The sequence below is a fragment of the Pedococcus sp. P5_B7 genome, from assembly GCF_054049895.1.
Map to the genome: position 1 here is coordinate 221,449 of NZ_JBFULM010000008.1, position 24,283 is coordinate 245,731.

Here is a 24,283-nt window from a genome sequence, read left to right on the forward strand (position 1 = left end):
CCGACACAAGAGTTCTACCCTCGAAGGAGGCCGGAACCCGACACAAGGGGGTGCGCCATGCGCACAACACTTGCCCACCTGCACGTCCCTCACCCACACGTCGCCCACCACGAACCGACGTGGTGGCTGGGCCACAGCCTCGTGGCCGTCGCGACCGCCGCACTGATGATCTACGGTGCAGCCGTCCTGCTCGTCCTGGCCGGGGTGCTCCTCTTCGCCTGACGCCTCACCAGCGTCGGTCGACCCACTCCTGGAGGTGGGGCAGCTCGTGCCCGATCACGGTCGAGTCGCCGTGGCCGGGGAGCACCACCGTGTCCTCGGGCAGGGTGAACAGCCGCGTGCGCACCGACTCGATGATGGTGTCGAAGTCGCTGTAGTCGTGGCGGGTGGCTCCCGGACCACCCGGGAAGAGGGTGTCGCCCGTGAAGACGACCCCGAGCGTCGGGGCGTGGAAGCAGCACGACCCCGGCGTGTGGCCCGGGGTGTGGATGACCTGCAGCTCGACGTCGCCGACGGTGAGGACCTGGCCGTCGGCGAGGGCGCCGTCGGGGGTGACGGGGTAGAGCTCGTCCCACAGGAAGCGGTCGTCCGGGTGCAGGTGCGCGGGCGCGCGGGTGCCGTCGCAGACCTCTCCCACGGCGTCGATGTGGTCGAAGTGACCATGGGTGATGAGGACGCCCTGCACGCGCTGCTCGCGCGGGATCGACTTCACGATGGCGCGGCCGTCGTGGCCGGCGTCGATGACCAGGCACTCCTTGTCGTCGCCGATCACCCAGGTGTTGTTCTCGAGGGTCAAGGCTCCCTCGGGTCGGTCGAAGGTGCCTGCGGTGACGATGCGCGCGACGCGCACGCCGCCCGGGGAAGGTGCGATGTCCGGCATACCCCCATCCTCACCCATCGCGGCTAGGCTCGCGAAGGTGAGCCGGATCTTCACGACGAGCGTCGCCGCGGTCTACCCCCACTACGTGAACAAGGTGGCGAAGAAGGGCCGCAGCAAGGCCGAGCTGGACGAGGTCATCGAGTGGCTGACCGGCTTCGACGAGGCGTCGCTGACCCGCCACCTCGAGGGGGAGACGACCTTCGAGGACTTCTTCGCGGCGGCCAGCCTCAACCCCGACGCCTCGCTGATCACCGGGTCGATCTGTGGCATCCGGGTCGAGGACGTGGAGGACCCGTTGATGCAGAAGATCCGCTACCTCGACAAGCTCGTCGACGAGCTGGCCAAGGGCAAGGCGATGGACAAGGTCCTGCGCAGCAGTGGCAGCTGAGGCCTCGTCGGCCGCCACCGAGCCCGGCCTCTTCGTCTACGGCACGCTCGCTCCTGGCCGCCCCAACGCGCACGTGATGGACGGCATGGTCGGCACGTGGGACCCGGCCACCGCTCGGGGCGACCTGCTGCCGGACGGGTGGGGTGCAGCTGCTGGCTACCCCGCGATCGTGCTCAAGGACGACGGACCGGAGGTGCCGGGGTTGCTGTTCCGCTCGGAAGACCTGCCGGCGCACTGGGACCGGCTCGACGAGTTCGAGGGCGAGGGCTACGACCGCGTGCTGACGACCGTGCACCTGCACAGCGGTGCGGATGTGCGCGCCTTCGTCTACGCCCTGCGCCGGTAGCGTCGCCGCAGTCGGTCTGGCCCCAACGCGGTGCGTCGTCAGTCGCCCGGGATCCACTCGACGAGGCCGTCGAGCACGGCCCGGTCGCCAGTGATCTCCAGTGTCTCCAGCGGGATCCGGCCGTACATCGTGAGGACGATCTCGCTCGCCGAGGCCAGGCCCGTCATGGTTGCCGCGTCCTTTGCGCCCCCGTCAGGAAGGCGGGCGAAGCGGGCGCCGTCGGCGTCGAGCTCGAGCCGCCAGGCGGGGCCCTCGGTCGACACGTAGTCGAGCGTCGCCGGCTCGTGCGGCCAGGCGTACGTGGTGGCGTTGCAGGAGGAGAGGAACTCCTCGACGCCGTCGACTGCCGCTTCGTCAGGTAGGGGCTGCGGAGCGCCGAGGGCGACCTGGGCGTCGTAGGTGTGCACCGCCACCTCCTGCAGCTGGTGTCGAGCCACGGCACCAGCAGTGAGCGGCGACTGCGACTCGTCCCACCAGGCCCAGCACCCGCGGTCCGGTCCGGCCGCGCGCAGGGCGGAGTCCAGCTCCGCGACCGAGTCGGCCAGCCAGGCCTGCAGGGCCGCACGGTCCCGGGGCGCATCCGCGCCATCCCCAGGGGCCGTGCCCGCCGGTCGCTCGTCGGACGGGCCGACGGCCACGATCGTCGCCCAGCGCTGTCGCCCTTGGCCGATGTGCTCGGCGAGGTCGAACAGCGTCCACCCCGGGCAGGTCGGCACCGGCACGTCGAGATCGGGCGCCGCGGCCACCAGGGCGAGGAAGGCGGTCGATCGCTCGTCGATCAGTCGCAGCAGGTCGGGGAACTCCGGCGTCGTGTGCACCCCGGCTGTCTACCAGCCCGCGACGGCCGTTGGATACCGAGTTTCGCGCCGGTCGGTATGAAGCTCGCGCCTTTCGATCCTTTCTTGCCGCGCACCAGGGTGCAGCAGCGCCCTGGTGCGCCACCAGCCGGGTATGCCGCGTGGTCAGGCGCGGTCAGGCGTGGTTGCCGGCGGCGATACGTGCGCGCAGGCCGAGGCTGAACACTTCGGCGGGCGGCTTCTGCGACGACTCGAGCCTGCGGTAGGCCGTGGGGGTCGCGCCCACCTCCGCGAGGAACTGGCGGTTGAAGTTGGCCATGTTGCGGTAGCCGCTCAGCTCCGCCACCTGGGCGATGGAGGCGGGGGTCGTGTCGAGGAGGCGGCGGGCGTGCGCGATGCGCAGCTTCTTGACCATGTTGCTGAACGTCATGCCGGTGGCGCTGCGGAAGTACTTCGAGAACGTCGGCTCCGACATGTAGGCGAGCTTGGCAGCGGTGGAGAGCCGGATGTCGTCGGTGAGGTTCTCGAAGATGTAGGCCAGGCCGGCCTCGACGGCGTTGAGCGAGTTCGGGTCGGTGGGGCGACCGAGCCACTCGCTGGCCACGACCTCACGCTCCTCCTGCGGGGCGCGCGCGAAGATCGACAGCAGGCGGAACAGGCTCGCCACCTGCTGCGTGCCCTCGGTGTGGACGACCTCGAGGATGTTCTCGGCGGCGCGCCAGGCGGTGGCGCCCGAGAAGACGATGCCCCTCGCCGACTGGGCGAGGACGTCGTCGATCTCCTGCAGCTCGGGGATGAGCCGCATGCACTCACGCACCCACTCGTCGGTGAACTGGATGACGGCGTCGCGGTCGGGGGCGACCTGCCCGGGAGGCAGGTCGCTCACCCAGTCGTGCGGGAGCAGCGGGCCCATGATGCTGACGTGTCCCGGGGCGAACGTGCCCACGTGGTCGCCGGCGATGAAGCTGCCGTGGGTCTTGGTGATGAGGTGGATCTCGTACTCGGGGTGGGCGCCCCATCCACAGATCTCACTGGGGAAGTCATGGGTGAGCGCCCGGAAGGCGTGCTGCGGGTGAGGGGGGATCACCTCGCGACGGGGGGCGGCTGGGTAGGGGTTGCCGGGGCGGTGGGCCGAGTGGAGCTCGACCACGTCCGGGGGCGCGAAGCCCGCGAGGGGGCGCCTCGGCGTGCCCGTCGACTGATACGAAGTCCTCACCTCCATCTGCTCCGCCGTGGGGTCAGACCCGATTGAGACCTCAGTGTGCCGCACGGATGCTCAGGCGTGAAGTGCCCTGCTCAGATGAGCGGAATGGGAAAGTATCGAAAGACTGGCGAAGGCGTCATTGTCCGGTCGCCTGCGTCGCGGCCACGCTGAACTCATCCCGGCACCGCGGCCAGGACCAGGTGAGCCCACCTCGTCCCCTGCGGACGGCGGGACCTCGAGTACCAAAGGCTCACCTACCAAAGGAGTTAGGCATGCTCTGTTCGAAGCGCGCCCTGACCGCGGGTGCGGGCGTGGTGGCAGCCGCGCTCGCCATGGCGGCCTGCTCGTCGGGCAACGTATCCAGTGGCGGCGGCGGAGGCGACGGCAAGAACGTCACCCTCAACCTGGCCACCGTGAACAACGGCCAGATGAAGGACATGGAGAAGCTCAAGGGGGAGTACGAGACTGCTCACCCCGGCACCAAGATCAACTTCCAGGTGATGGAGGAGGGTGACCTGCGCGCAGCGGTCACCGCCGACGTCGCCAGCAAGGCCGGCCAGTACGACATCGTCACCATCGGCGCCTACGAGACCCCGCAGTGGGGTGCGAACGGCTGGCTGGTGGACCTGACCGGGYCGCTCAAGTCCGACGCGGCCTACGACGTCGACGACCTCCTCGCGCCGGTGCGCGAGGCGATCTCCAACGACGGCAAGCAGTATGCCGTCCCGTTCTACGGCGAGTCGTCGATCCTCATGTACAACAAGGAGATCCTCGACAAGGCGGGTGTCACCCTCTCCGCCAACCCCACCTGGCAGCAGGTCGCGGACGCGGCCAAGAAGGTCAACACCTCCTCGCGGGCCGGCATCTGCATGCGCGGCAAGCCCGGCTGGGGTGACCTCTTCGCGCCGCTCACCACGGTCGTGCAGACCTTCGGTGGGAACTGGTACGACACCAGCTGGAACGCCACGGTCAACTCGCCCGAGTGGAAGCAGGCGGTCACGTTCTACAAGACCCTGCTCGACACCTCGGGTGAGAAGGACCCGGTCTCCTACTCCTTCAACGAGTGCCTGACCGCGCTCAAGGAGGGCAAGGCCGCCATGTGGGCCGACGCCTCCGTGGCTGCCTCGATGCTCGAGGCCGACGACTCCCCGGTGAAGGGCAAGATGGGCTATGCCCATATGCCGGTCGACAAGACCAAGGAGTCGGGCTGGCTGTGGAGCTGGAACCTCGCGGTCCCGGCGACCACGAAGAACAAGGACGCCGCGATCGACTTCATCAAGTGGGCGACGAGCAAGGACTACCACAAGCTCGTCGGCGAGAAGCTCGGCTGGTCCCTGGTGCCCCCGGGTGCCCGCCAGTCGACCTACGACCTGCCGGAGTACAAGCAGGCTGCCGCGGCCTACGCGCCCATCACCCTGGACGTGATGAAGTCGGTGAACCCCAAGCAGCCGGGCGTGAACCCGCAGCCCTGGGTCGGTATCCAGTACGTGTCGATCCCTGAGTTCCAGGACGTCGGCAACCAGTGCGCCCAGCTGATCGCCGACTACCTCGCCAACCGCGGCACGGTGGACGACGCACTCGGCAAGTGCCAGGGCATCGCCAAGAAGGCGGGCGACGCACACAAGTAGTGCCTGCCCGGTCCTCCGGGACGTCCGTCCCGTCTCGCACGGAGGAAACGGACAGGGTGCCGGGGTCGCGACTCGCGCACGACCCCGGCACCACCCCAGGACCGCCCACCGCCTTACCCCCGTCCACCCCACATCCCGCCCATTGCAAGGGGGAGTTCCCTCATGGCTGTCACCGAGCTCGACACCGTGGTCGCCGAGACCGCCACCGACAAGCGGCGCGTCAAGACCACCTCGAAGGAAGTGTGGACCGCACGGTGGCTCCTGCTGCCGGCCGTCATCTTCCTCATCCTGCTGACCCAGATCCCGTTCCTCACGACAGTCGGCTACTCGACGATCCGGTGGAACCTGCTCTACCCCAACGACCGTGGCTTCACCTGGTTCAAGAACTACGGGACGGCGCTGTCGTCCGGTGACCTGTGGCCCTCGATCGTCGCGACCGTCGTCATCACCGCGTCGGCCGTGATCTTCTCGCTCCTGTTCGGCATGATGTTCGCGCTCCTGCTGAACCGTCCGTTCCACKGGCGGGCGCTGGCCCGCACGCTCATGATCACGCCGTTCCTGATCATGCCCGCGGCCTCCGCGCTGATCTGGAAGTACTCGATGTTCGACACGAACATCGGCATCCTCAACTGGCTCTCGCGCACGCTGCACCTGCCGGTGGTCTCGTGGAGCACCGAGCACCCGCTCCTGGCCGTGGTCATCGTCCTGACGTGGGAGTTCACGCCGTTCATGATGCTCATCCTGCTGGCCGGGCTCCAGGGCCAGGACACGGGAATCCTCGAGGCGGCCCAGGTCGACGGCGCCGGCCCGTGGCGCACCTTCACGTGGATCACGTTGCCGCACCTGCGGATGTACGTGGAGATCGGCGTCCTGCTCGGCGCCGTCATCATCATCCAGGTCTTCGACCCGATCGCGATCCTGACCAAGGGCACCGGCGGGACCAAGACCCTCGCCTACCTGCTCTACGAGCGCGCCTTCATCGGGCTCGACGTCGGTCAGGCCGCGGCATACGGAGTCATCACCGTCGTGCTCACGATCATCGTGGCCACGGTCGCGCTCCGCACCCTGTTCAAGGTCTTCATGGCTGGAGGAAGTCGATGACACGCACTGCCCGGGGAGGCCTCGTCACCGCACTCACGTGGGTGCTCGTGCTGGTCTTCTTCTTTCCCGTCTTCTGGATGATCATCAACGGTTTCAAGCCTGAGTCGGTCGCCTCGTCCATCAACCCGAAGGTCTTCTTCAGCCCGGTGACCACCGGCTACCGGCTCGCGATGGACCGAGGGATGAAGGGCTACCTGCTCAACTCGGTCACCGCGTCGGTGACCGCGACGATCATCGCGGTGGTGCTCGCCATCCCGGCTGCGTACGCGCTCAGCATCCGGCGGGTGAAGAACGTCGAAGGTGCCCTGTCGTTCTTCATCTCCACCCGCTTCATGCCGATGGCCGCGGTGGTCCTGCCGCTCTACATCATCCTCAAGAACCTCGGTCTGCTCGACAACATCTACATGCTGGCCGTCGTCTACGGCGCGGTGAACCTGCCCGTCACGGTGTGGATGATGCGGTCGTTCTTCCTCGAGGTGCCGTTCGAGATCGTGGAGGCGGCCCGGGTCGACGGGGCCGGCCTGTACCGCGAGATCGTGCGGATCGTCCTTCCGCTGGTGCTTCCCGGCGTTGCCGCGGCGGCGCTGATCAGCTTCATCTTCAGCTGGAACGAGTACTTCCTCGCCACGCTGCTGACGAGCAACGCGGCCCGGACCACGCCGCCGTTCCTCGGCAGCTTCGTCGACGGACGTGGACAGTTCCTCGCGGTCCTCTCCGCGGCTGCGACGATCGCGGCGCTGCCAGTCATCCTCGCCGGGTGGGTCGCGCAGAAGCAGCTGGTGCGCGGGTTGTCCATGGGCGCCATCAAGTAACCGACGGCCAGGACTACTTCCGTGACACACGAACCCACCGTCCACCACCGTGCCGCGGCCGGGGCGACCCTGCTCCCCGTCGTGCCCGAATGGGTCTCCCAGCCCACCTATGACCGTTCGCAGGTGACGGCCTCGATCGTCCACTTCGGCGTCGGCGGCTTCCACCGGTCCCACGAAGCCGTCTACCTCGACACCCTGATGAACCAGGGTGAGGCGCTCGACTGGGGCATCTGTGGGGTCGGCGTGCTGCCGCACGACCGTCGCGTCATCGACACCCTCGACGCCCAGCGCGGCCTCTACACGTTGATCGTCAAGCACCCTGACGGGAAGTGGTCCGCCTCGGTGGTCGGCTCGATCGTGGAGGTGGTCTTCGCGCCCGCCGACCGCGAGTACGTCGTCGACCGCCTGGTCGACGAGCGCACCCGGATCGTGTCGATGACCATCACCGAGGGCGGCTACCTGGTCAACCAGGAGACGGGTGACTTCGACGCGGACGATCCCGACATCAGGCTCGACCTCGAGCCGGATGCGGTGCCGCACACCGTCTTCGGCTACGTCGTCGCCGCCCTGGCCCGGCGCCGCGCCGAGGGTCGCGAGCCCTTCACGGTGATGAGCTGCGACAACCTGCCCGACAACGGCGACGTCGCGAAGCGGATGATCTGTGCCTTCGCGCGGCTCAAGGACCCCGACCTGGCCGACTGGATGGAGTCCAACGTCGCCTTCCCCAACAGCATGGTCGACCGGATCACGCCGGTCACGACCGAGCAGGACATCGAGCGGCTCACCGACCAGTTCGGCGTGACGGACCTGTGGCCGGTGGTCTGCGAGCCGTTCAGCCAGTGGGTGCTCGAGGACAACTTCACCCAGGGGCGTCCGCCGCTGGAGGGCGCCGGGGTGCAGCTGGTCGAGGACGTCGTGCCCTACGAGCTGATGAAGCTGCGGCTGCTCAACGCCAGCCACCAGGCCATGTGCTACCTCGGCTACCTGGCCGGGTACCGGTATGCCCACGAAGTCTGTCAGGACCCGCTCTTCGTCCGCATGCTCGCGACGTTCATGGAACAGGAGGCCAGCCCGACCCTCCAGCCGGTGCCGGGCGTCGACCTCGCGGAGTACCGGCGCCAGCTGCTCGAGCGGTTCGCCAACCCCGAGATCCGTGACCCGCTCACCCGGCTGTGTGCCGAGTCCAGCGACCGCATCCCCAAGTGGCTGGTGCCGGTCATCCGCCACAACCTCGGCAACGGTGGCGCGGTCGACGTCTCCGCGCTGATCGTGGCGTCCTGGGCCCGCTACGCCGAGGGCACGGACGAGCAGGGCAACCCGATCGAGGTCGTCGATCGCCGCAAGGACGCCGTGGTCGCCCGAGCCGCGCGCCAGCACGAGGACCCGTGCGCGTTCCTGCGCGACCCGGACCTCTTCGGCGACCTCGCCGACAACCCGCGCTTCACCGAGGCCTACACCCGCGCCCTCACCGACCTGCACGAGCGCGGTGCCGTGGCAGCCACCGAGGCTGCCCTCCAGTCCTGACCCGGCCGACCAACCGTGACGCAGGTCGGCCGGGTCAGCCCCACAGTGCACCGAGGGCTGGCGTCCCACCCCGATGCCGGTATGCCGCGGGCAGGGCAGGCTGCGCGGAAGCGGACCGACGCGCCCGGGCATAGAACGTCGCGGAGGTGCGTTGCGCGACGAGATGGACGCACCCGTCCACCTCGCGCGCAGCCTTGCACCCAGGAGTCACCATGAAGATCGCAGTCCTCGGCACCGGCAGCGTGGGGCAGGCCCTCGCCGGCCGCCTCCTCGAGCTCGACCACGACGTCGTCGTCGGCACCCGCGACCCCGACACCACCCGCAGCCGCAGCGAGTCCTTCGGCAGCTGGCTCGACGCCCATCCCGCCGCGAGCCTGGCCACCTTCGCCGAGGCCGCCGCAGCCTCAGAGCTGGTCGTCAACGCGACGAGTGGCCCCGGGGCCCTACCGGCCCTGGAGTCCGCCGGCGCCGACAACCTGGCCGGCAAGGTGGTCATCGACATCTCCAACCCGCTCGACTTCTCAGCCGGGTTCCCTCCCACCCTCTTCGTCAAGGACACCGACTCGCTCGCCGAGCAGATCCAGCGCACGTTCCCCGAGGCCCGCGTGGTCAAGACCCTGAACACGCTGACCGCCTCGCTCATGGTCAACCCCGCGGACCTCGGCGCGGACTCGTCGGTCTTTGTCTCGGGCAACGACGAGGCGGCCAAGGCGACGGTCACCGAGCTGCTCCAGAGCTTCGGTCACACGGACGTCATCGACCTCGGCGACATCACCACCGCGCGTGGCCCGGAGATGCTGCTCCCCGTGTGGCTGCGGCTGATGGGCGCCCTGGGCACGTCGTCGTTCAACTTCAAGATCGTCCGCTGACGGGCCGACTGTCCGTGCGAGGCGGATGCCTCGGCTCGACGGGCGGCATCACTGGCTGGGGTCAGGCTCATGCCCCGCGAGAAGCCGAACCCGCTCGTGGCGCTCGAGGGCTGCGGCGGCTAACATCACTCCTGGCGCCTGCCCGGACCCGCAATCGCCACTTTCGATGGCGCAGGTCCGGGTCCAGCAGCGTGGCTCGGGGAGACCAAGCCGTCCGGTCGTCGTCTGGCACCACAGGGGAGCTGGCGGCGTCGACCGAAAGGCAGTGCCCCTGCGTCTCGACGCGGGGGCACTGCTGTGGCTGAGGGCCTTCGGTGCATCCCCCGATGAGGGAACATTCGGCGTAGTGTCAGGCATGCCGCGTTGGGATCCGCTGGGTCCGCGCCGAGTTGAGGTCGTCCCGCCATGAAGATCGACACCGCCACTGCCGTCCCGGCACCGCGACGTTCCTTGGCCGAGATGGCGGACGACGTCCGCGTGGCACGCGAGGAGGTGGCCGCACAGCGAATGTCGCCAGTGGTCCAGGCCAGCTTGTTGTCGGCCCGTCAGGAGCTGCTGCGCGTCATGCAGGTCTACTCCGATGAGCTGATCGCACGCCGGCTGCCGGTCCCGCCACAGCTGCGCGACGACCTGCGCCTGCACCGTGACATCCGACGCAACCCCGGCAGTGACTGGCATCGGAGGGGCGGGGCCCTCTAGGGCGGCCCCGAACGCGACGAAGGCCGGTCCGGCTGACGCCGGTCCGGCCCTGTGTCTGGTCGGGGTGACAGGATTTGAACCTGCGGCCTCTTCGTCCCGAACGAAGCGCGCTACCAAGCTGCGCCACACCCCGTGGCAATCGCCACCCACGCCAGTTCGACGGGAGCAGCGACAGTGAAGGATAGCCCACCCGACCCGGCCACTCCCAATCGGTATGCCGCCTGCGCGGCCCACGCACGCAGGCCTGGGCTCAGGAGCGCGGCACCAGGGTGAGCAGGGTGGCCTCTGGGCGGCAGCAGAACCGCACGGGCGCGTAGGGGGACGTGCCCAGCCCGGCCGACACGTGCAGCCACGCGGCGTCCGCGGGGGCGTCGGACGACGGGGCCGACCCCGCCCCCGGCCACCAGCGCGAGACCCCCTTCGCCCGGTTGGTCGGCAGGTCGCAGTTGGTGACCAGCGCGCCGTAGTAGGGAAGGGCGAGCTGGCCGCCGTGCGTGTGACCGGCGATCAGGAGCCGGGCGCCGTCGGCGGCCATCGGGTCGAGCACGCGCTGGTAGGGGGCGTGCGTGACGCCGATCGTCACGGCGGCGGATGTCGAGGCCGGGCCGGCCACGGCGGCATACTCGTCCTTCCGGATGTGGGCGTCGTCGGTGCCGACGAGCTCCACCTCGGCCCCGCCGACCGACAGGGTGGTGCGCGCGTTGTCGAGGTCGACCCAGCCACCGTCGCGCAGGCCGGCCCGCAGGTCCTCGATCGGCAGCCGCACCCGCCCGGGCGGGGCATGGGCGTGGCGCCGGGTCAGGTAGCGCGCAGGGTTCTTCGGCACCGGCGCGTAGTAGTCGTTGGAGCCCATGACGAACACGCCGGGAAAGGCGAACAACGGCTCCATCGCCTCGAGCGCTCCCGGCACCGCATCGAGGGCCGCGAGGTTGTCGCCGGAGTTGACGACCAGGTCGGGCGACAGCGCGGCGAGCCCACGCACCCACTCGATGCGGCGCCGTTGGCGGGGCACGAGGTGGAGGTCGGAGACCTGCAGGACCCGCAGGGGCGGCGACCCGGGAGCCAGCACCGGCACGGTGAACCGGCGCAGCGCGAACCAGTTGCGCTCGACCACGCTGGCGTAGCCGACGCCCGCCACGCCCAGCGCGGCGACACCGGCGACCGTGCCCAACGCGGCGCCCAGGGGAGTGTTCATCCCCGCCATCCTTGCAAACCGGATCTCGGTGGGTCGGACCACCACCCGCCTGCGAGACTGGGGCCATGACCCAGCAGAGCCTCAAGGCCACCGTCCAGAGCGACCTCACCGACGCCATCCGTCAGCGTGATGCGGTGCGGTCCGGCACGCTGCGCCTGGCGCTCACCTCCATCACCAACGAAGAGGTGTCGGGCACGCAAGCGCGGGAGCTCAGCGACGACGAGGTGCTCAAGGTGCTGGCGAAGGAGGCCAAGAAGCGCAAGGAGGCCGCGACCGCCTACGCCGGCGCAGGGCGTCCCGAGCTCGCCGCCAAGGAGGAAGCCGAGCTGGCGGTCCTCGAGGCCTACCTGCCCGCCCAGCTCTCCGACGACGAGCTCACGACCATCGTCGCCGCCGCGATCGAGCAGACCGGGGCGACCGGTATGCCGCAGCTCGGCCAGGTCATGAAGGTCGCCCAGGGCGTCGTGGCCGGCCGCGCCGACGGCGGACGCGTGGCTGCCGCCGTGAAGGCGGCCCTGACCAAGGGCTGAGCCTGCCGTGGGTGAGCTGAGCTGCAGTGGGGTGAGCTGCCCACGCGGCCGGCTCCGCGGCATACCTGACAGTCGAAGGGCCCCCACCGATGGTGAGGGGCCCTTCGACTGTCACCGAGGTGGTGGCGGACCCTTGGTCTTGGTCGGCTTGGGGTCAGGCGTCTTGGTCGGATCGGGCTTGGGCGGCGGGTTGAAGCCGCTCGAGGTGTAGAGGCCGATCGTCGACCCACGCAGCGCCGAGCCGCTCGGGTTGGTGTAGACCACGATGCCTTGCGGGTAGCCGCTGTTGGCCTGTCCGGCGACCTGCACGAGGAAGCCGGCCTCCTTGAGCCTGGCGGTGGCCTCTGCGACGGACATGCCGCCGACGAAGGGCACCGAGATGCGGTCGCCGTTGACGATCTTGTTGCTCGGGTCGTCGAACTGCCGCTCGGGCAGGCCGTTCGACGCGTTCTCGATCAGGTTCTTCCAGATCGGTGCGGCGATGTCACCACCGAAGACGCCCCTGTAGTAGCTGCCCCCGAGCTGGATGCCGTTCATCCCACGCTGGGAGTACGGCGTGCCGACCCACACAGCCGCGGCCCGCTGCGCGGTGTAGCCGACGAACCAGGACTCGACATGCTTGTCGGTGGTGCCCGTCTTGCCCGCTGCCGGGCGGGAGCCGAGCTTGGCCCGGCTGCCGGTGCCTTCCTTGATGACGCCCGTGAGCAGCTCGGTCGCGCCCTTGGCGACGTCGGGGTCGATGACCTGCTTGCAGGTGGTGGCACCGATCTTGAGCGGCTTCCGGTCGGCGGTGGTGATCGACAGGATCGGGTTCGGGGGGCAGTACTTGCCGTTGTTGGCGAGGATCGCGTAGGAGCTGGCCAGCGTCATCGGGGTGACGTCACCGGTGCCGAGGACGGTGCTGGCGTAGCACGGGAGGTTGGTCCCCGAGCCGGTGTGCAGGTGCATCTTCGTCATCGTGTTGAGCACGTTCCTGGTGCCCAGCTTGAAGGTCAGCGACGCGAAGGCGGTGTTGATGGAGTCGGCAGTCGCCTTCTTCAGCGGCAGCGGCTTCCCGCCGATCGCGTAGTCGTTGTGGATCGTGTAGGGCCCGCCCGGGGCGCAGGAGCCGATCTCCTGCGGGGTGTAGACCGCGCCCTTCGTGGTGCTGGCGAACTTCGACGGCACCGTGCCGTTCACGGGGGTGCCGGTCTCGAGCGCGCGCACGATCGCGAACATCTTGGCGGTCGAGCCGAACTGGAAGCCCGCCGTGCCGTTGTACTTCTCGTCGACGTTCCAGTTCACCTCGGTGTAGCCGTAGGCGTTCTGCTGGGCCTTCGTCGTCGGGTACTTGGTGTTCTGCACCATGGCGAGCACGCGGCCGGTGCTGGGCTCGATGATCGTGCCGGCGCTGCCGACCATCCTGGAGTAGCCCGCCTTGGTCTTGTCCTTCGGGTCCTTCCCCATCGCGGTGTTGGCGAACGGCACCCGCTTGGTCAGGTCCTTGAGCGACTGCTCCTGCACCTGCGGGTCGAGCGTCGTCTGGATGGTCAGGCCGCCGCCGGTGATGTTCTTGATCCGCTCCGGGCGGGTCTTGCCGAGCACGTCGAGAGCATGGTTGTCCATGTCCTTGAGGTACTCCATGACGTAGTTGCAGAAGTACGGCTCGGACGACGCGGCGCAGTTGCTCAGCGGGTTCTTCAGCTTGAGCATCTTCTTGACCGGGATGGCCTTCGACGCCTTGAGCTGCTTGGCCGAGATGATCCCGAGGGCGTACATCCGGTCGAGGACCACGTCGCGACGGGCCTGGGCCTTCTCGGGGTAGTTGCGCGGGTCGGTCCGGCCCGGGTTCTGCACGAGGCCGGCGAGCAGGGCCGCCTGCGGGATGTTCAGCTTCGACGCGCTGACGCTGAAGTAGTGCTGCGCGGCCGCCTCGACGCCGTACGCGAGGTCGCCGTAGTAGGCGAGGTTGAGGTAGCCCTGCAGGATCTGGTCCTTGGTCATCTCCTTCTCGAGGGTGACCGCGTACTTGATCTCCTGGATCTTGCGTGCAGCGCTCTTGCGCACGGCCGCCTGCGCGGCCTCCTCGTCGTTGTTGCGCAGTGCGTTCTCCTGCAGCGTCAGCTTGACGTACTGCTGGGTCAGCGTGGACGCGCCCTGGACGTCGCCGCCCTGGGCGTTCGACGCCACCGCGCGCAGGATGCCGCGGGGGTCGACACCGCCGTGCTCGTAGAACCGGCTGTCCTCGATCGCGATCTGCGCCTTCTGCATGATCGGCGCGACCTGCTTGAGGTTGACGATGATGCGGTTCTCCTGCTGCGGAGTCGCCAGGATCCCGCCCCGCGCGTCCTTGATCGTCGACTGCTGCGACAGCTGGGTGGCCGTGAACTCACCCGGCAGGTCGTCGAACATCTTCACGCCGGAGGTCGCTGCGCTGCCCGTGGCGCCCACCGCGGGGATCAGCAGACCGGCCGTCAGCAGGCCCATGACCATCGCCGTGGCGACGAAGGCTCCGAGCAGGCTGACGACATTTCCCAGGTTGGTGGCGCGTCCTTGCATGCCGACAGGGTAACTGCCGAACCTTGAGCAGCCCGTTTCCCGCGACTACGGATGCGGAATGGGGTGTTTGCGCCCGGTTACGGCCTAGTTTTCGCACCGCCCGTTGGAGCGAGACGAGATGGCTCGGAATGACTAGTCCCTTTGGTCATGCCAGAACTACACGAATGGGCCATGTCGTCGGAGTGCCTTCAGTTCCTATCGTTTCCACACGTCGATACGGACATAAGACGCACGGTGAAGCGTCTGAAGCAGGAGTATCTGGAGGCACTGAGAATGACTATCGCACCGGAGCGGCCGAACAGCGGGCCTGCGGGGACCGTGTGGATGGATGACTGGGCCCCGTTGGGTTCCTGCTCCAAGTCAGACCCTGACGCCCTCTTCGTCCAGGGCGCGGCCCAGCAGACCGCCAAGGTCGTCTGCCAGCGGTGCCCCGTCATCGCCGAGTGCCTGGCCGACGCCCTCGACAACCGCACCGAGTTCGGCGTGTGGGGTGGGATGACCGAGCGCGAGCGTCGGGCCCTGCTCAAGCGTCGCCCCAACATCACCTCCTGGGCCGCCCTGTTCGCGCAGGCCCGCAACCAGACCCCGGCCGAGGCCGAGAGCGCCTGACCTCCTTCACCTGAGAACGCCGCGGCTCCCGCGGACCCCCCGACGCAGTCCCTGACCCATCCCCCGCGGGTCAGGGACTGCGTCGTGGGTCTCCAGCCGGGGGATCGGGAGGCCTCACCCGAGAAGGTTGACCTTCACCCCGGAACGATTCCGGGGTGAAGGTCAACCTTCCCCCTAGACCCGATAAAGGTGGGGCGGGTGGGGTTCAGGTGGGGGTGGTGGCGGTGAGGGCGGCGGCCACCTCGCGGAGGCCGTCGAGGTCGTGGATGTCCTGGGCCGAGGCCGGCACCTCCACCACGGGTATGCCGGGGTGTCCGGCCGTGAACCGCGCCGCCAGCCGCTCCTGCCGGTCTGCCGTCTCCGCCAACGACGCATGCAGGCGCAGCAGCCCTTCGGTGGTGGCGGCCGTGGTCGACCGGGTCTCCGCGTCGGCCAGCTGGTCGGCCGCGGCCAGGGCTCGGGAGGCCGTCAGGGACGGTGCGGCCACGCGCTGGATCCGGTTCACGACGAGCCCGGCGAGCGGCATACCCTCCTCGTCGAGGCGACCGGCGAAGAACGAGGCCTCGCGCAGCGCGTCGCGCTCGGGCGCGGCGACCACGACGAACGCGGTCTCGGGGGCCTTGAGCAGCGCGTAGGTCTGGTCGGCGCGCTCGCGGAAGCCGCCGAACATGGTGTCGAGGGCGGCCACGAAGGTCTGGACGTCCTGGAGCAGCTGCCCGCCGAGCACCCTCGACAGGGTGCTGGTGACGACGTTGACCCCGACGCTGAACACCTTGAAGCCGGCCCGACCGCCGGCCTTGGCCGGTGCGGAGAGCAGCCGGATGAACCGCCCGTCGAGGAACGAGCCGAGCCGCTTGGGGGCGTCGAGGAAGTCGAGCGCGGACCGCGACGGGGGAGTGTCGACGACGATGAGGTCCCAGCGGCCGGCCCGCCCGGCCTCGGCGCGGAGCTGGCCGAGCTTCTCCATCGCCATGTACTCCTGCGTGCCCGCGAAGGAGCTCGAGACCGCTTGGTAGAACGGGTTCGCGAGGATCTGGGCGGCCTTCTCGGGGGTGGCGTGCTGCTCGACCACCTCGTCGAAGGTGCGCTTCATGTCGAGCATCATGGCGTCGAGCGAGCCCCCCGGGTCCCCGGTGCCGCCCGGGTCGCCGGTGCCGCCCGGGTCGCCGGGGCCGCCCGAGTCACCCGAGCCGCCCACCCCCGCCACCGGTCGCGGGGTGTTGTCGAGCTCGGTGAGCCCCAGCGACTGGGCCAGCCGACGGGCCGGGTCGATGGTGAGGACGACGACCCGACGCCCGTGCTCGGCCGCCCACAGCCCCATCGCGGCGGCGGTGGTCGTCTTGCCCACGCCACCAGCACCGCAACAGACGACGATCCGCGTCTCGGGGTCGGTGAGCAGCGCGGCGAGGTCGAGCCGCGCGGTGGCGGGGCGAGCATCGGACTTCGCGGAGGCCTTGGGCCTGGACGAGCGGGTGCGGGGCGGCATCAGACCATCCCCTGCTCGGTGACGGCCTGGGCCAGGACCGTGATGCCGCCGCCCTCGGTGCCCTCGGCGAGCAGTGGCAGCCGCACGGTCAGCCGACCCTCCTGCGCGAGGATGGCGTCCTGCTCGCGCTCGAGGGCGATCCGGTCGGCGTGGTGGCCGGCGTCGGCCAGCAGCCCGGCGACCATGCCGTCGGTGACCTTGACCCCGACGGTGGTGAGGTCGGCCGCGACGCCGTTGGCCAGCCTCGCGTTGCGGGAGCGCCGCACCGCCGACAGCGCCTTGTCGGTCAGCAGGGGGTCGCGCAGCTGGTTCACGACGATCGCGCCGAGGGGGAGGTCGGTGCGGCGCAGCTCGGCCAGCGCGTCGACGGTCTCCTGGACGGGCATCTCCTCGAGCAGGGTCACCACGTGCACCGCAGTGGTGTGGCTGCGCAGCATCCGCGTGATCGAGTCGGCCTGCGAGCGGATCGGGCCCACCTTGGCGACGTCGGCGACCTCGGCGTTGACGTTGAGGAACCGCACGACCCGGCCGGTGGGTGGGGCGTCGAGCACCACGGCGTCGTAGGTCGGGGCGGCCGGGCCCTTGCCGGACCGTCGTCCAGCCGCCTCGTAGATCTTGCCGATCAGCAGCACGTCGCGCACGCCGGGCGCGATCGTCGTCGCGAAGTCGACCGCGCCGAAGCGATCGAGCACGGTCATCGCCTTGCCGACCTTGTAGAACTTCTGGAGGTACTCGCGCAGGGAGTCCTTGGCATCGACCGAGATCGCCCACAGCTGGCCGCCGCTGCGGTCCTGCAGGATCCGGGTCTCGGTGTGACCCAGCGGTGGCACGTCGAACGTCTGCGAGATCCCCTGCCGGTCCTCGACCTCCGCGAGCAGCACCCGCTTGCCCTGTCGGGTCAGGGCGAGGGCCAGGGCCGCGGCCACCGTCGTCTTGCCCGTGCCACCCTTGCCGGTCACGACGTGCAGGCGGACCTTCGACAGGTCGGGGGCCTCGGGCATGACCTCAGCCTAGGAGGCCAGCAGGTCCACGGCCTCGAGGACCCGGGCGAACGCCGGGTGCTCGGGGTCGATGAGCCCGTAGTGGCCGCCCTCCACGGGCGTGAGGCGCACGTTCGGCGCGTGGTGGGCCGCGGCATACCGCTCGCTCAGCTCGAACGGCACCACGTCGTCGTCGCGCGCATGCAGCAACAACGTGGGTATGGCGGGTGGGAGCCCCGCGGGGTCGGCCGCGGCATACGCCTCCGGGACGTCGGCCGGCCGGCCGCCGAGGAACGTCGTGATCGCGTCGCCGCCCACGCCGTTCGCCACGCCGTGACCGAGGTCGACGACTCCGGCGAGGCTCACGACGCCACGTATGCCGTGCGCCCACGACTGCGCCGCGGCCCAGGTCACCAGCTGGCCGCCGGCGGAGTGACCGACCAGGACCCAGGGCTGGTCGAGATCGGGGTCGCGGCGGACCGCGGTGATGCCGTGCGCGACGTCGTCAGGGGTGCCCGGCCACCCGCCACCGGGCATGCCGGGGCGGCGGTACTCGAGGACGGCCGTCGGGTAGCCGGCGTCGGCGAAGGCCTGCGCCTGGCGGCCGGCGTGGGCGCGGTCGTACTCCGGCCGCCAGAAACCGCCGTGGACCACGACGACCGTGAGGCTTCGCGTGACGCGCTCGGGCAGACGCACGTCGTAGACCTGGGCGGGGTCGTCGCCGTAGGTCGTCGTGCGGGTCGGCGGGCCGGCCCGCTCGTCGAGCACCTCGATCGGGTCACGGGCCATGCGGCCATCCTGCCAGTGGTGGCTAGGCTGCAGGGCATGAACCTCGAGCCCCTGACACCCTGCCCCTCATGAACAAGTGGGAGTACGCGACGGTGCCACTCATCGTCCACGCGACCAAGCAGATCCTCGACCAGTGGGGCGAGGACGGCTGGGAGCTCGTCCAGGTCCTCACCGGTCCTGACGGCAACGGTCTGGTCGCCTACCTGAAGCGGGAGAAAGCCTGATGAGCGCAGTTGAGGACCGTCTGGCCGAGCTCGGCCTGACCGTGCCCGAGGTCGCCAAGCCGGTGGCCGCCTACGTCCCGGCCATCCAGGACGGGCGCCGGATCTACACGTCGGGCCAGCTCCCCATGGTGTCCGGGGCGATCGTGCAGACCGGCAAGGTCGGCGAGGGCCACGGGCTCGTGCCGCCGGAGGACGCGAAGAAGCTCGCCGAGATCTGCGCGCTCAACGCGATCGCCGCGGTCAAGAGCATCGTCGGCGACCTCGACAAGGTGACCCAGGTGGTCAAGCTCGTCGGGTTCGTCGCGTCCGACCCGGCCTTCACCGGTCAGCCCGGCGTCATCAACGGCGCCAGCGAGCTGATGGGCAAGGCCTTCGGCGACGCCGGCATCCACGCCCGGTCGGCCGTCGGGGTCGCCGTGCTGCCGCTGGACGCCCCCGTCGAGGTCGAGATCGTCGTCGCCCTCGCCGACGAGTAGTCCCGGGGTGGTCCCGGTGGTCAGGCGCGAGTTCCCGATCGCCGACTCGCCGTCGCTGCGGGCCAGGGCGGACTCCTGGCTGAGTGCGCCCGACCCGTCGGGACCGGTGACGCCCAAGCGCGCCGCCACGGTGATGTTCGTCCGTGACGGTGGCGCGGGCGTCGAGGTCTTCATGCTGCGACGGGTCGCGACGATGGAGTTCGCGCCGCGGATGATGGTCTTCCCCGGCGGCGGGGTCGACCCGCGCGACGCCGATGCGGCGCTGCCGTGGGCCGGCCCGAGCCCGGCGGAGTGGGCCGACCGGCTCGAGGTCGACGAGCCGACCGCCCGCGTGCTGGTCGCTGCGGCCGTGCGTGAGGTGTTCGAGGAGTCCGGCGTGCTGCTCGCCGGACCGTCACCCGACGAGGTGATCTCCGACGTCAGCGGCGAGCACTGGCACGAGCAACGGCGTCGCCTCCTCGACCGCGAGGCGTCGCTCTGCGAGGTGTTGCAGGAGCACGGGCTGGTGCTGCGCTCCGACCTGCTCGGCTACCGCGCCCACTGGATCACCCCCGAGTTCGAGTCGCGTCGCTACGACACCCGGTTCTTCAGCGCCGCCGTGCCGCAGGGGCAGCGGGCCGACGACGACACCACCGAGGCCGACGTGGCCGACTGGGTGCGACCGGCCGACCTGCTGGAGGCCTGGCGCGATGGACGGGCGCTGATGCTGCCGCCCACCATCGTGGCGGTCGAGGAGGTGGCCGCGGCGACGTCGGCGGCGGCGTTCATCGCCGAGTCGCCGGTCATCGCGCCGGTGCAGCCCGAGCTGGTCGACACCGGCGACGGCCTGGTGATGCGGGCAGACCTCCCGCGATGACTGAAGCAACCTTTGCTAGCAAAGGAAACTCGCTGACGGACAGCTTGCAACCTGTCCGCGAACGAGGAACGTCTGCTAGCAAAGGTTCCTCGAGGGGTGGGTGGGGATGACTCCCGCGCAGGCGCCCGAACCCTCGGCGGCGTTCGGCGACTGGCACGGCGGGCAGGTCACCGAGCGGGCCCGCTGCGTCCTGTGCCCCAACCCGAGCCCGATGACCCTCGACGGCACGAACACCTGGGTGCTGCTCGAGCCCGGCTCGACCGACGCGGTCGTCATCGACCCGGGCCCCCTCCACGAAGGCCACCTCCGCGCCGTCGTCGACGCGGTCACCGCTCGGGGCGCCCGCGTCGCGCAGACCATCCTGACCCACGGCCACGCCGACCACGCCGAGGGCGCGAGCCGGTTCGCCGAGCTGACCGGCGCCCCGACCCGGGCCGTCGGTCGCGGCCACGACGACCTGGCCGACGGCGACGTCGTCACGACCGGTGGCCTCGACCTGCGGGTGGTCGCCACCCCCGGCCACACCGCTGACTCCCTGTCGTTCGCGCTCGCCGCCGACCACGCCCTCCTCACCGGCGACACGGTCCTGGGCCGCGGCACCACGGTGGTCGCGCACCCCGACGGTGAGCTCGCGGCATACCTCGCGTCGTTGGAGCGGATCGCCCAGCTCACCGGCGACGGGGAGGTGACCGCGATCCTGCCCGGGCACGGGCCGGTCGTGCCGGACGCGTCGGCGATGGTCGCGTTCTACCGCACCCACCGCGCCGAACGGCTCGAGCAGGTGCGGCAGGCACTCGCGGACGGGGCGGCCACGTCACCCGACCCGGTGCAGGCCGTGGTCGAGAGGGTGTATGCCGACGTGCCCCGCGAGGTCTGGCCGGCGGCGGCCCAGAGCGTGGCGGCCCAGCTGGACTACCTCAGGAAGGTCAGCGGGCGCGGCGCTTGAGTCGCTCGACGTCGAGGAGCAGCACCGCGCGCGCCTCGAGTCGCAGCCAGCCACGGCTGGCGAAGTCGGCGAGCGCCTTGTTGACCGTCTCGCGGGAGGCGCCCACCAGCTGGGCGAGCTCCTCCTGGGTGAGGTCGTGGGCGACGAGGATGCCCTCCTCGACGGGCCGGCCGAACCGGGCGGACAGGTCGAGCAGCGCCTTCGCGACCCGGCCCGGGACGTCGGTGAAGACGAGGTCGGCGAGGTTCTCGTTGGTGCGCCGCAGGCGCTTGGCCAGCGCGGCGAGCAGGACCTTGGCGACGCTGGGACGGCCCTCGAGCAGGCCGTTGAGGTCGTCGTTGCCGATGCCGAGCAGCTGGGTCTCGGCCACGGCGGTCGCCGTCATGGTGCGCGGGCCGGGGTCGAAGAGGCTCAGCTCGCCGAACATCTCACCGGGGCCGAGGATGGCGACGAGGTTCTCGCGGCCGTCGGCGCTGCGGCGCCCGAGCTTCACCTTGCCCTCGCGGATGACGTAGAGCCGGTCGCCCTGGTCACCCTCCGTGAACAGCACGTCGCCGCGCTCGAGGCGGGTCTGCGTCATCGAGGCCATCAGCGTCGTCGACGCCTCGTCGTCCAGCGCTGCGAACAGCGGGGCCTTCTTCACCACGTCGTGATCCACGGGCGACAGTGTGCCACGTCGGATGTCTGCCCCGCCCCGTAGTCTGTGCTGGTGTCTGGAGCTCCCGCGCGCGCTGCCGGCGACGAGTCCCCCGTCGCCCTGACCCGACGTGCCCGGCGGATGTACCGGATGCTCCACGAGCACTACCCCTACGCCCACTGCGAGCTCGACTTCGACACCCCGTTGCAGCTCCTGGTGGCGACCGTGCTGTCCGCCCAGACCACCGACGTGATGGTCAACAAGGTGACGCCGCAGCTGTTCGCGCGCTACCCCGACGCCGCGGCCCTCGCCGGAGCCGACCGCGAGGAGCTGGAGACGCTGCTGAAGCCGACCGGCTTCTTCCGGGCCAAGACCAACTCGGTCATGAAGCTCGGCGCCGACCTGGTCGAGCGTTTCCACGGTGAGGTGCCGCCGCGGATGAAGGACCTCGTGACCCTCCCCGGCGTCGGCCGCAAGACCGCGAACGTCGTGCTCGGCAACGCCTTCGACATCCCCGGCATCACCGTCGACACCCACTTCGGCCGGCTGGTCCGCCGGTTCGGCTGGACCGCCGAGGACGACCCGGTCAAGGTCGAGCACGCCGTCGGGGCGCTGATCCCGCGCAAGGAGTGGACGATGCTGTCGCACGTCCTGATCTTCCACGGCCGTCGCACCTGCCACGCCAAGAAGCCCGCCTGCGGCGCGTGCCCCGTCGCCCGGTTGTGCCCCTCCTACGGCGTGGGCGAGACCGACCCGGTCAAGGCCGAGAAGCTGCTCAAGTTCGAGCTCGCCCCCGGGGCGACCAACCCGTATGCCGCGGCGTCGGGGACCGACGTGACCGGGACCGCCGCGCCGTGACCGTCGCTCGTCCCGCCTGGGTCGACCGCGCCCGCGACGCGATCGCCGCGGCCGACCGGGGCTACTTCGAGACGTTCGCCCCACCCCCGGAGGGCGGTCGGCGCTCCAGCGTGATGATCCTGTTCGGCCCGTCCGAGGGTGGGGGCGAGGACGTGGTGCTCACCGAGCGCGCCCACACCCTGCGCACCCAGCCGGGCGACATCTCCTTCCCCGGCGGCAAGCGCGAGCCGTCCGACGCCTCCGACGCTGCCGCTGCCCTGCGCGAGACGCAGGAGGAGGTCGGGATCGACCCCGACACCATCGACGTCGTGGCCGAGCTGCCCGACATCTACCTGAGCCCGCGCCAGTTCGTCGTCACGCCGGTGCTCGGGTGGTGGCGCGAGCCGAGCCCGCTCGACACGGTCGATCCGACCGAGGTGCATCGGGCCGTCCGGGCACCGCTGGCCGACCTGCTCGACCCGGCCGCCCGCTTCACGGTGTCCCACCCGAGCGGCTACCGCGGGCCGGGGTTCGAGTTCGACGGGCTGTTCGTGTGGGGGTTCACGGCGGGACTGCTGTCCGCTGTGCTCGATTTCGGTGGTTTGACCGTTCCGTGGGACCGTAGCCTCGAGCGTCCGCTTCCTGCCCGCTACCGGCCAGGGGGTTCGCAGGACGCGCTGACCCGGACCGCGACGGAAGGCCGAGCCTGATGTTCCTCGGACTGACCGTCCTCGACTACCTGCTGATCCTGCTTTTCATCAGCTACGCCTTCACCGGGTTCCGGCAGGGTCTGGTGGTCAGCGTGTTGTCGCTCGCCGGGTTCCTCACCGGGGGTGCGCTCGCGATGTGGCTGATCCCGTTGGGGATCGAGCACTGGACCGAGCTGGAGTCCTCTCCCCTGCTGCGTTCGGTCGTGCTGATCGCCGGGGTCTTCATCCTGGCGTCCAGTGGGCAGGCGATCGCTGTGGCGATCGGTGGGTCGTTGCGGTCCAAGCTGAAGATCAAGCCGGCCCAGTGGTTCGACGCCAGCCTGGGGGCCGTCGCCGTCGTCCTGTCCGCGGCCGTGCTCGTCTGGTTCATGGCCGGCGCCCTGCGTGGCGGCGCGCCGGCCCCGATCGCCAAGGCCATCGGTGAGTCGCGCGTGCTGCGCGCCATCGACAGGGTGGTGCCCCCGGGCACGTCGCGGCTCTTCGCGTCGTTCCGCGAGGTGCTCGACCGCGAGGGCTTCCCGCGCGTGTTCGACGGTCTCGAGAGCGAGCGGATCGCGCCGGTCGCTCCTCCGGACCCCTCCGTCGCCCAGACCGCCGGGGTGCGGCAGGCCGCGGCCTCGGTCATCAAGATCACCGGGGTCGCCGATGCCTGCAACCGTGGACAGGAAGGCAGTGGCTGGGTCGTCGCCCGCGAGCGCGTGGTGACCAACGCCCACGTCGTCGCCGGCATGGACACCGCCACCCTGCGCATCCACGGCACCGGACGGTCCTACGTCGGCCGCGTGGTCATCTTCGACGCCAAGCGCGACCTGGCTGTCCTCGCGGTGCCCGGTCTGCCTGCCGACCCGCTGAGCCAGGGGCCCGATCTGGCCCGGGGCGACAGCGGGGTCGTCGCGGGCTTCCCGCTCGACGGTCCCTACCGGCTCGACGCCGCCCGGGTCCGTGAGGTCGTCAACGCCCGGGGCTCGGACATCTACGGGCAGCCCGGCACCAGTCGCGAGGTCTACTCGCTCTACGCGCAGGTGCGTCCCGGCAACTCCGGTGGCCCGCTGCTGTCGACCGACGGCCGCGTGGTCGGGGTCGTCTTCGCCAAGTCGCTCGACGACCCCAGCACCGGGTACGCGCTCACGATGGACGAGGCCAAGCCCGTCCTCGACGCCGCGTCCAGCGCCTCGACCCCGGTCGACACCGGCGCCTGCGTCGCCGGCTGACCCACGCGGCA

At 70.2% G+C, this 24,283-nt stretch carries 27 protein-coding genes and 1 tRNA gene; 18 read left to right on the forward strand and 10 right to left on the reverse strand.

Going from position 1 to position 24,283, the window contains the following annotated elements:
• Positions 1–57: 57 nt before the first annotated feature.
• Entirely contained in the window at positions 58–222 is a 165-nt protein-coding gene (locus tag ACXJKD_RS18125) for a hypothetical protein (RefSeq protein ID WP_457256183.1), read from the forward strand.
• Positions 223–226: 4 nt separating this feature from the next.
• Here ACXJKD_RS18125 and ACXJKD_RS18130 read toward each other — a convergent pair whose 3' ends face one another.
• Positions 227–880: an MBL fold metallo-hydrolase gene (locus ACXJKD_RS18130; RefSeq protein ID WP_457256184.1), complete on the reverse strand. Its 654-nt coding sequence runs from the start codon at positions 878–880 to the stop codon at positions 227–229.
• A 37-nt stretch (positions 881–917) separates the two neighbouring features.
• Here ACXJKD_RS18130 and ACXJKD_RS18135 point away from each other — a divergent pair, with 37 nt between their 5' ends.
• A complete protein-coding gene (locus ACXJKD_RS18135; protein WP_457256186.1) occupies positions 918–1,268 on the forward strand; it encodes a DUF2200 domain-containing protein in 351 nt (116 codons plus the stop codon).
• Positions 1,258–1,614, forward strand: a complete 357-nt coding sequence (locus tag ACXJKD_RS18140) for a gamma-glutamylcyclotransferase family protein (protein WP_457256187.1) — start codon at positions 1,258–1,260, stop codon at positions 1,612–1,614. The genes ACXJKD_RS18135 and ACXJKD_RS18140 overlap by 11 nt, the downstream gene beginning before the upstream one ends.
• A 38-nt stretch (positions 1,615–1,652) precedes the next feature.
• On the opposite strand, the gene ACXJKD_RS18145 is transcribed toward ACXJKD_RS18140, so the two are convergent.
• Both ACXJKD_RS18145 and ACXJKD_RS18150 read right to left on the reverse strand, forming a co-directional pair.
• Positions 1,653–2,432 (reverse strand): maleylpyruvate isomerase family mycothiol-dependent enzyme, encoded by a 780-nt coding sequence (locus ACXJKD_RS18145; protein ID WP_457256189.1) that lies wholly within the window; start codon positions 2,430–2,432, stop codon positions 1,653–1,655.
• Between the two features lie 154 nt (positions 2,433–2,586).
• Complete coding sequence (locus ACXJKD_RS18150) at positions 2,587–3,627, reverse strand: helix-turn-helix domain-containing protein (RefSeq protein ID WP_457256191.1); 1,041 nt, start codon at positions 3,625–3,627, stop codon at positions 2,587–2,589.
• A 260-nt stretch (positions 3,628–3,887) separates the two neighbouring features.
• On the opposite strand from ACXJKD_RS18150, the gene ACXJKD_RS18155 reads away from it, so the two are divergent.
• The 6 genes from ACXJKD_RS18155 (at position 3,888) to ACXJKD_RS18180 (ending at position 10,248) form a co-directional block, all read left to right on the forward strand.
• Positions 3,888–5,243, forward strand: coding sequence for an ABC transporter substrate-binding protein (locus ACXJKD_RS18155; protein ID WP_457256194.1), 1,356 nt, complete (start codon positions 3,888–3,890; stop codon positions 5,241–5,243).
• A 162-nt stretch (positions 5,244–5,405) separates the two neighbouring features.
• Positions 5,406–6,344 (forward strand): carbohydrate ABC transporter permease, encoded by a 939-nt coding sequence (locus ACXJKD_RS18160; RefSeq protein WP_457256196.1) that lies wholly within the window; start codon positions 5,406–5,408, stop codon positions 6,342–6,344.
• On the forward strand, positions 6,341–7,156 hold the full coding sequence (locus ACXJKD_RS18165; RefSeq protein ID WP_457256197.1) for a carbohydrate ABC transporter permease: 816 nt from the start codon (positions 6,341–6,343) through the stop codon (positions 7,154–7,156). Before ACXJKD_RS18160 ends, ACXJKD_RS18165 begins: the two co-directional genes overlap by 4 nt.
• A gap of 21 nt (positions 7,157–7,177) precedes the next feature.
• Complete coding sequence (locus tag ACXJKD_RS18170) at positions 7,178–8,680, forward strand: mannitol dehydrogenase family protein (protein WP_457256198.1); 1,503 nt, start codon at positions 7,178–7,180, stop codon at positions 8,678–8,680.
• Between the two features lie 212 nt (positions 8,681–8,892).
• On the forward strand, positions 8,893–9,549 hold the full coding sequence (locus ACXJKD_RS18175) for an NADPH-dependent F420 reductase (protein WP_457256200.1): 657 nt from the start codon (positions 8,893–8,895) through the stop codon (positions 9,547–9,549).
• Between the two features lie 405 nt (positions 9,550–9,954).
• Positions 9,955–10,248: a hypothetical protein gene (locus ACXJKD_RS18180; protein WP_457256202.1), complete on the forward strand. Its 294-nt coding sequence runs from the start codon at positions 9,955–9,957 to the stop codon at positions 10,246–10,248.
• Positions 10,249–10,304: 56 nt separating this feature from the next.
• On the opposite strand, the gene ACXJKD_RS18185 is transcribed toward ACXJKD_RS18180, so the two are convergent.
• Together ACXJKD_RS18185 and ACXJKD_RS18190 are read right to left on the reverse strand one after the other, a co-directional pair.
• Positions 10,305–10,381, reverse strand: a tRNA-Pro gene (locus tag ACXJKD_RS18185).
• A gap of 117 nt (positions 10,382–10,498) precedes the next feature.
• On the reverse strand, positions 10,499–11,443 hold the full coding sequence (locus ACXJKD_RS18190; protein ID WP_457256203.1) for a metallophosphoesterase: 945 nt from the start codon (positions 11,441–11,443) through the stop codon (positions 10,499–10,501).
• A 65-nt stretch (positions 11,444–11,508) separates the two neighbouring features.
• On the opposite strand from ACXJKD_RS18190, the gene ACXJKD_RS18195 reads away from it, so the two are divergent.
• Positions 11,509–11,973 (forward strand): GatB/YqeY domain-containing protein, encoded by a 465-nt coding sequence (locus tag ACXJKD_RS18195; RefSeq protein WP_457256205.1) that lies wholly within the window; start codon positions 11,509–11,511, stop codon positions 11,971–11,973.
• A 111-nt stretch (positions 11,974–12,084) separates the two neighbouring features.
• On the opposite strand, the gene ACXJKD_RS18200 is transcribed toward ACXJKD_RS18195, so the two are convergent.
• The gene (locus ACXJKD_RS18200; RefSeq protein WP_457256207.1) at positions 12,085–14,511 is read right to left on the reverse strand and encodes a transglycosylase domain-containing protein; all 2,427 of its coding nucleotides are present in this window, start codon (positions 14,509–14,511) and stop codon (positions 12,085–12,087) included.
• A 273-nt stretch (positions 14,512–14,784) separates the two neighbouring features.
• Between ACXJKD_RS18200 and ACXJKD_RS18205 the strand changes: the two genes are divergently transcribed.
• Entirely contained in the window at positions 14,785–15,120 is a 336-nt protein-coding gene (locus ACXJKD_RS18205; RefSeq protein ID WP_457256209.1) for a WhiB family transcriptional regulator, read from the forward strand.
• A gap of 205 nt (positions 15,121–15,325) precedes the next feature.
• Here the strand turns inward: ACXJKD_RS18205 and ACXJKD_RS18210 are convergent, their stop codons facing one another.
• From ACXJKD_RS18210 to ACXJKD_RS18220, 3 genes are read right to left on the reverse strand one after another with little or no spacing between them, the layout of a single operon-like run.
• Positions 15,326–16,606: an ArsA family ATPase gene (locus ACXJKD_RS18210; RefSeq protein ID WP_457256211.1), complete on the reverse strand. Its 1,281-nt coding sequence runs from the start codon at positions 16,604–16,606 to the stop codon at positions 15,326–15,328.
• On the reverse strand, positions 16,606–17,607 hold the full coding sequence (locus ACXJKD_RS18215; RefSeq protein WP_457256213.1) for an ArsA-related P-loop ATPase: 1,002 nt from the start codon (positions 17,605–17,607) through the stop codon (positions 16,606–16,608). The genes ACXJKD_RS18210 and ACXJKD_RS18215 overlap by 1 nt, the downstream gene beginning before the upstream one ends.
• A 9-nt stretch (positions 17,608–17,616) precedes the next feature.
• Positions 17,617–18,375, reverse strand: coding sequence for an alpha/beta hydrolase family protein (locus ACXJKD_RS18220; protein ID WP_457256214.1), 759 nt, complete (start codon positions 18,373–18,375; stop codon positions 17,617–17,619).
• Positions 18,376–18,443: 68 nt separating this feature from the next.
• Here ACXJKD_RS18220 and ACXJKD_RS18225 point away from each other — a divergent pair, with 68 nt between their 5' ends.
• The 4 genes from ACXJKD_RS18225 to ACXJKD_RS18240 all read left to right on the forward strand — a co-directional run bounded on the left by ACXJKD_RS18225 (position 18,444) and on the right by ACXJKD_RS18240 (position 20,877).
• Positions 18,444–18,599 (forward strand): DUF4177 domain-containing protein, encoded by a 156-nt coding sequence (locus tag ACXJKD_RS18225; protein ID WP_179421095.1) that lies wholly within the window; start codon positions 18,444–18,446, stop codon positions 18,597–18,599.
• On the forward strand, positions 18,599–19,075 hold the full coding sequence (locus ACXJKD_RS18230) for a RidA family protein (protein ID WP_056921635.1): 477 nt from the start codon (positions 18,599–18,601) through the stop codon (positions 19,073–19,075). The genes ACXJKD_RS18225 and ACXJKD_RS18230 overlap by 1 nt, the downstream gene beginning before the upstream one ends.
• Before the next feature lie 16 nt (positions 19,076–19,091).
• Positions 19,092–19,931 carry an NUDIX hydrolase gene (locus ACXJKD_RS18235; protein WP_457256217.1) on the forward strand — a complete coding sequence of 280 codons (840 nt, stop codon included), beginning with the start codon at positions 19,092–19,094 and terminating at the stop codon, positions 19,929–19,931.
• Between the two features lie 106 nt (positions 19,932–20,037).
• Positions 20,038–20,877, forward strand: coding sequence for an MBL fold metallo-hydrolase (locus ACXJKD_RS18240; protein WP_457256219.1), 840 nt, complete (start codon positions 20,038–20,040; stop codon positions 20,875–20,877).
• Here ACXJKD_RS18240 and ACXJKD_RS18245 read toward each other — a convergent pair.
• Positions 20,858–21,535, reverse strand: coding sequence for a Crp/Fnr family transcriptional regulator (locus ACXJKD_RS18245; protein WP_457256220.1), 678 nt, complete (start codon positions 21,533–21,535; stop codon positions 20,858–20,860). The genes ACXJKD_RS18240 and ACXJKD_RS18245 overlap by 20 nt on opposite strands.
• 120 nt (positions 21,536–21,655) lie before the next feature.
• On the opposite strand from ACXJKD_RS18245, the gene nth reads away from it, so the two are divergent.
• The 3 genes from nth to ACXJKD_RS18260 are packed head-to-tail and all read left to right on the forward strand — an operon-like array spanning position 21,656 to position 24,272.
• Entirely contained in the window at positions 21,656–22,372 is a 717-nt protein-coding gene (nth, locus tag ACXJKD_RS18250; RefSeq protein WP_457256418.1) for an endonuclease III, read from the forward strand.
• Positions 22,369–23,061: an NUDIX hydrolase gene (locus ACXJKD_RS18255; protein WP_457256221.1), complete on the forward strand. Its 693-nt coding sequence runs from the start codon at positions 22,369–22,371 to the stop codon at positions 23,059–23,061. Before nth ends, ACXJKD_RS18255 begins: the two co-directional genes overlap by 4 nt.
• Positions 23,061–24,272, forward strand: a complete 1,212-nt coding sequence (locus ACXJKD_RS18260; protein WP_457256223.1) for a MarP family serine protease — start codon at positions 23,061–23,063, stop codon at positions 24,270–24,272. The genes ACXJKD_RS18255 and ACXJKD_RS18260 overlap by 1 nt, the downstream gene beginning before the upstream one ends.
• Positions 24,273–24,283 lie beyond the last annotated feature (11 nt).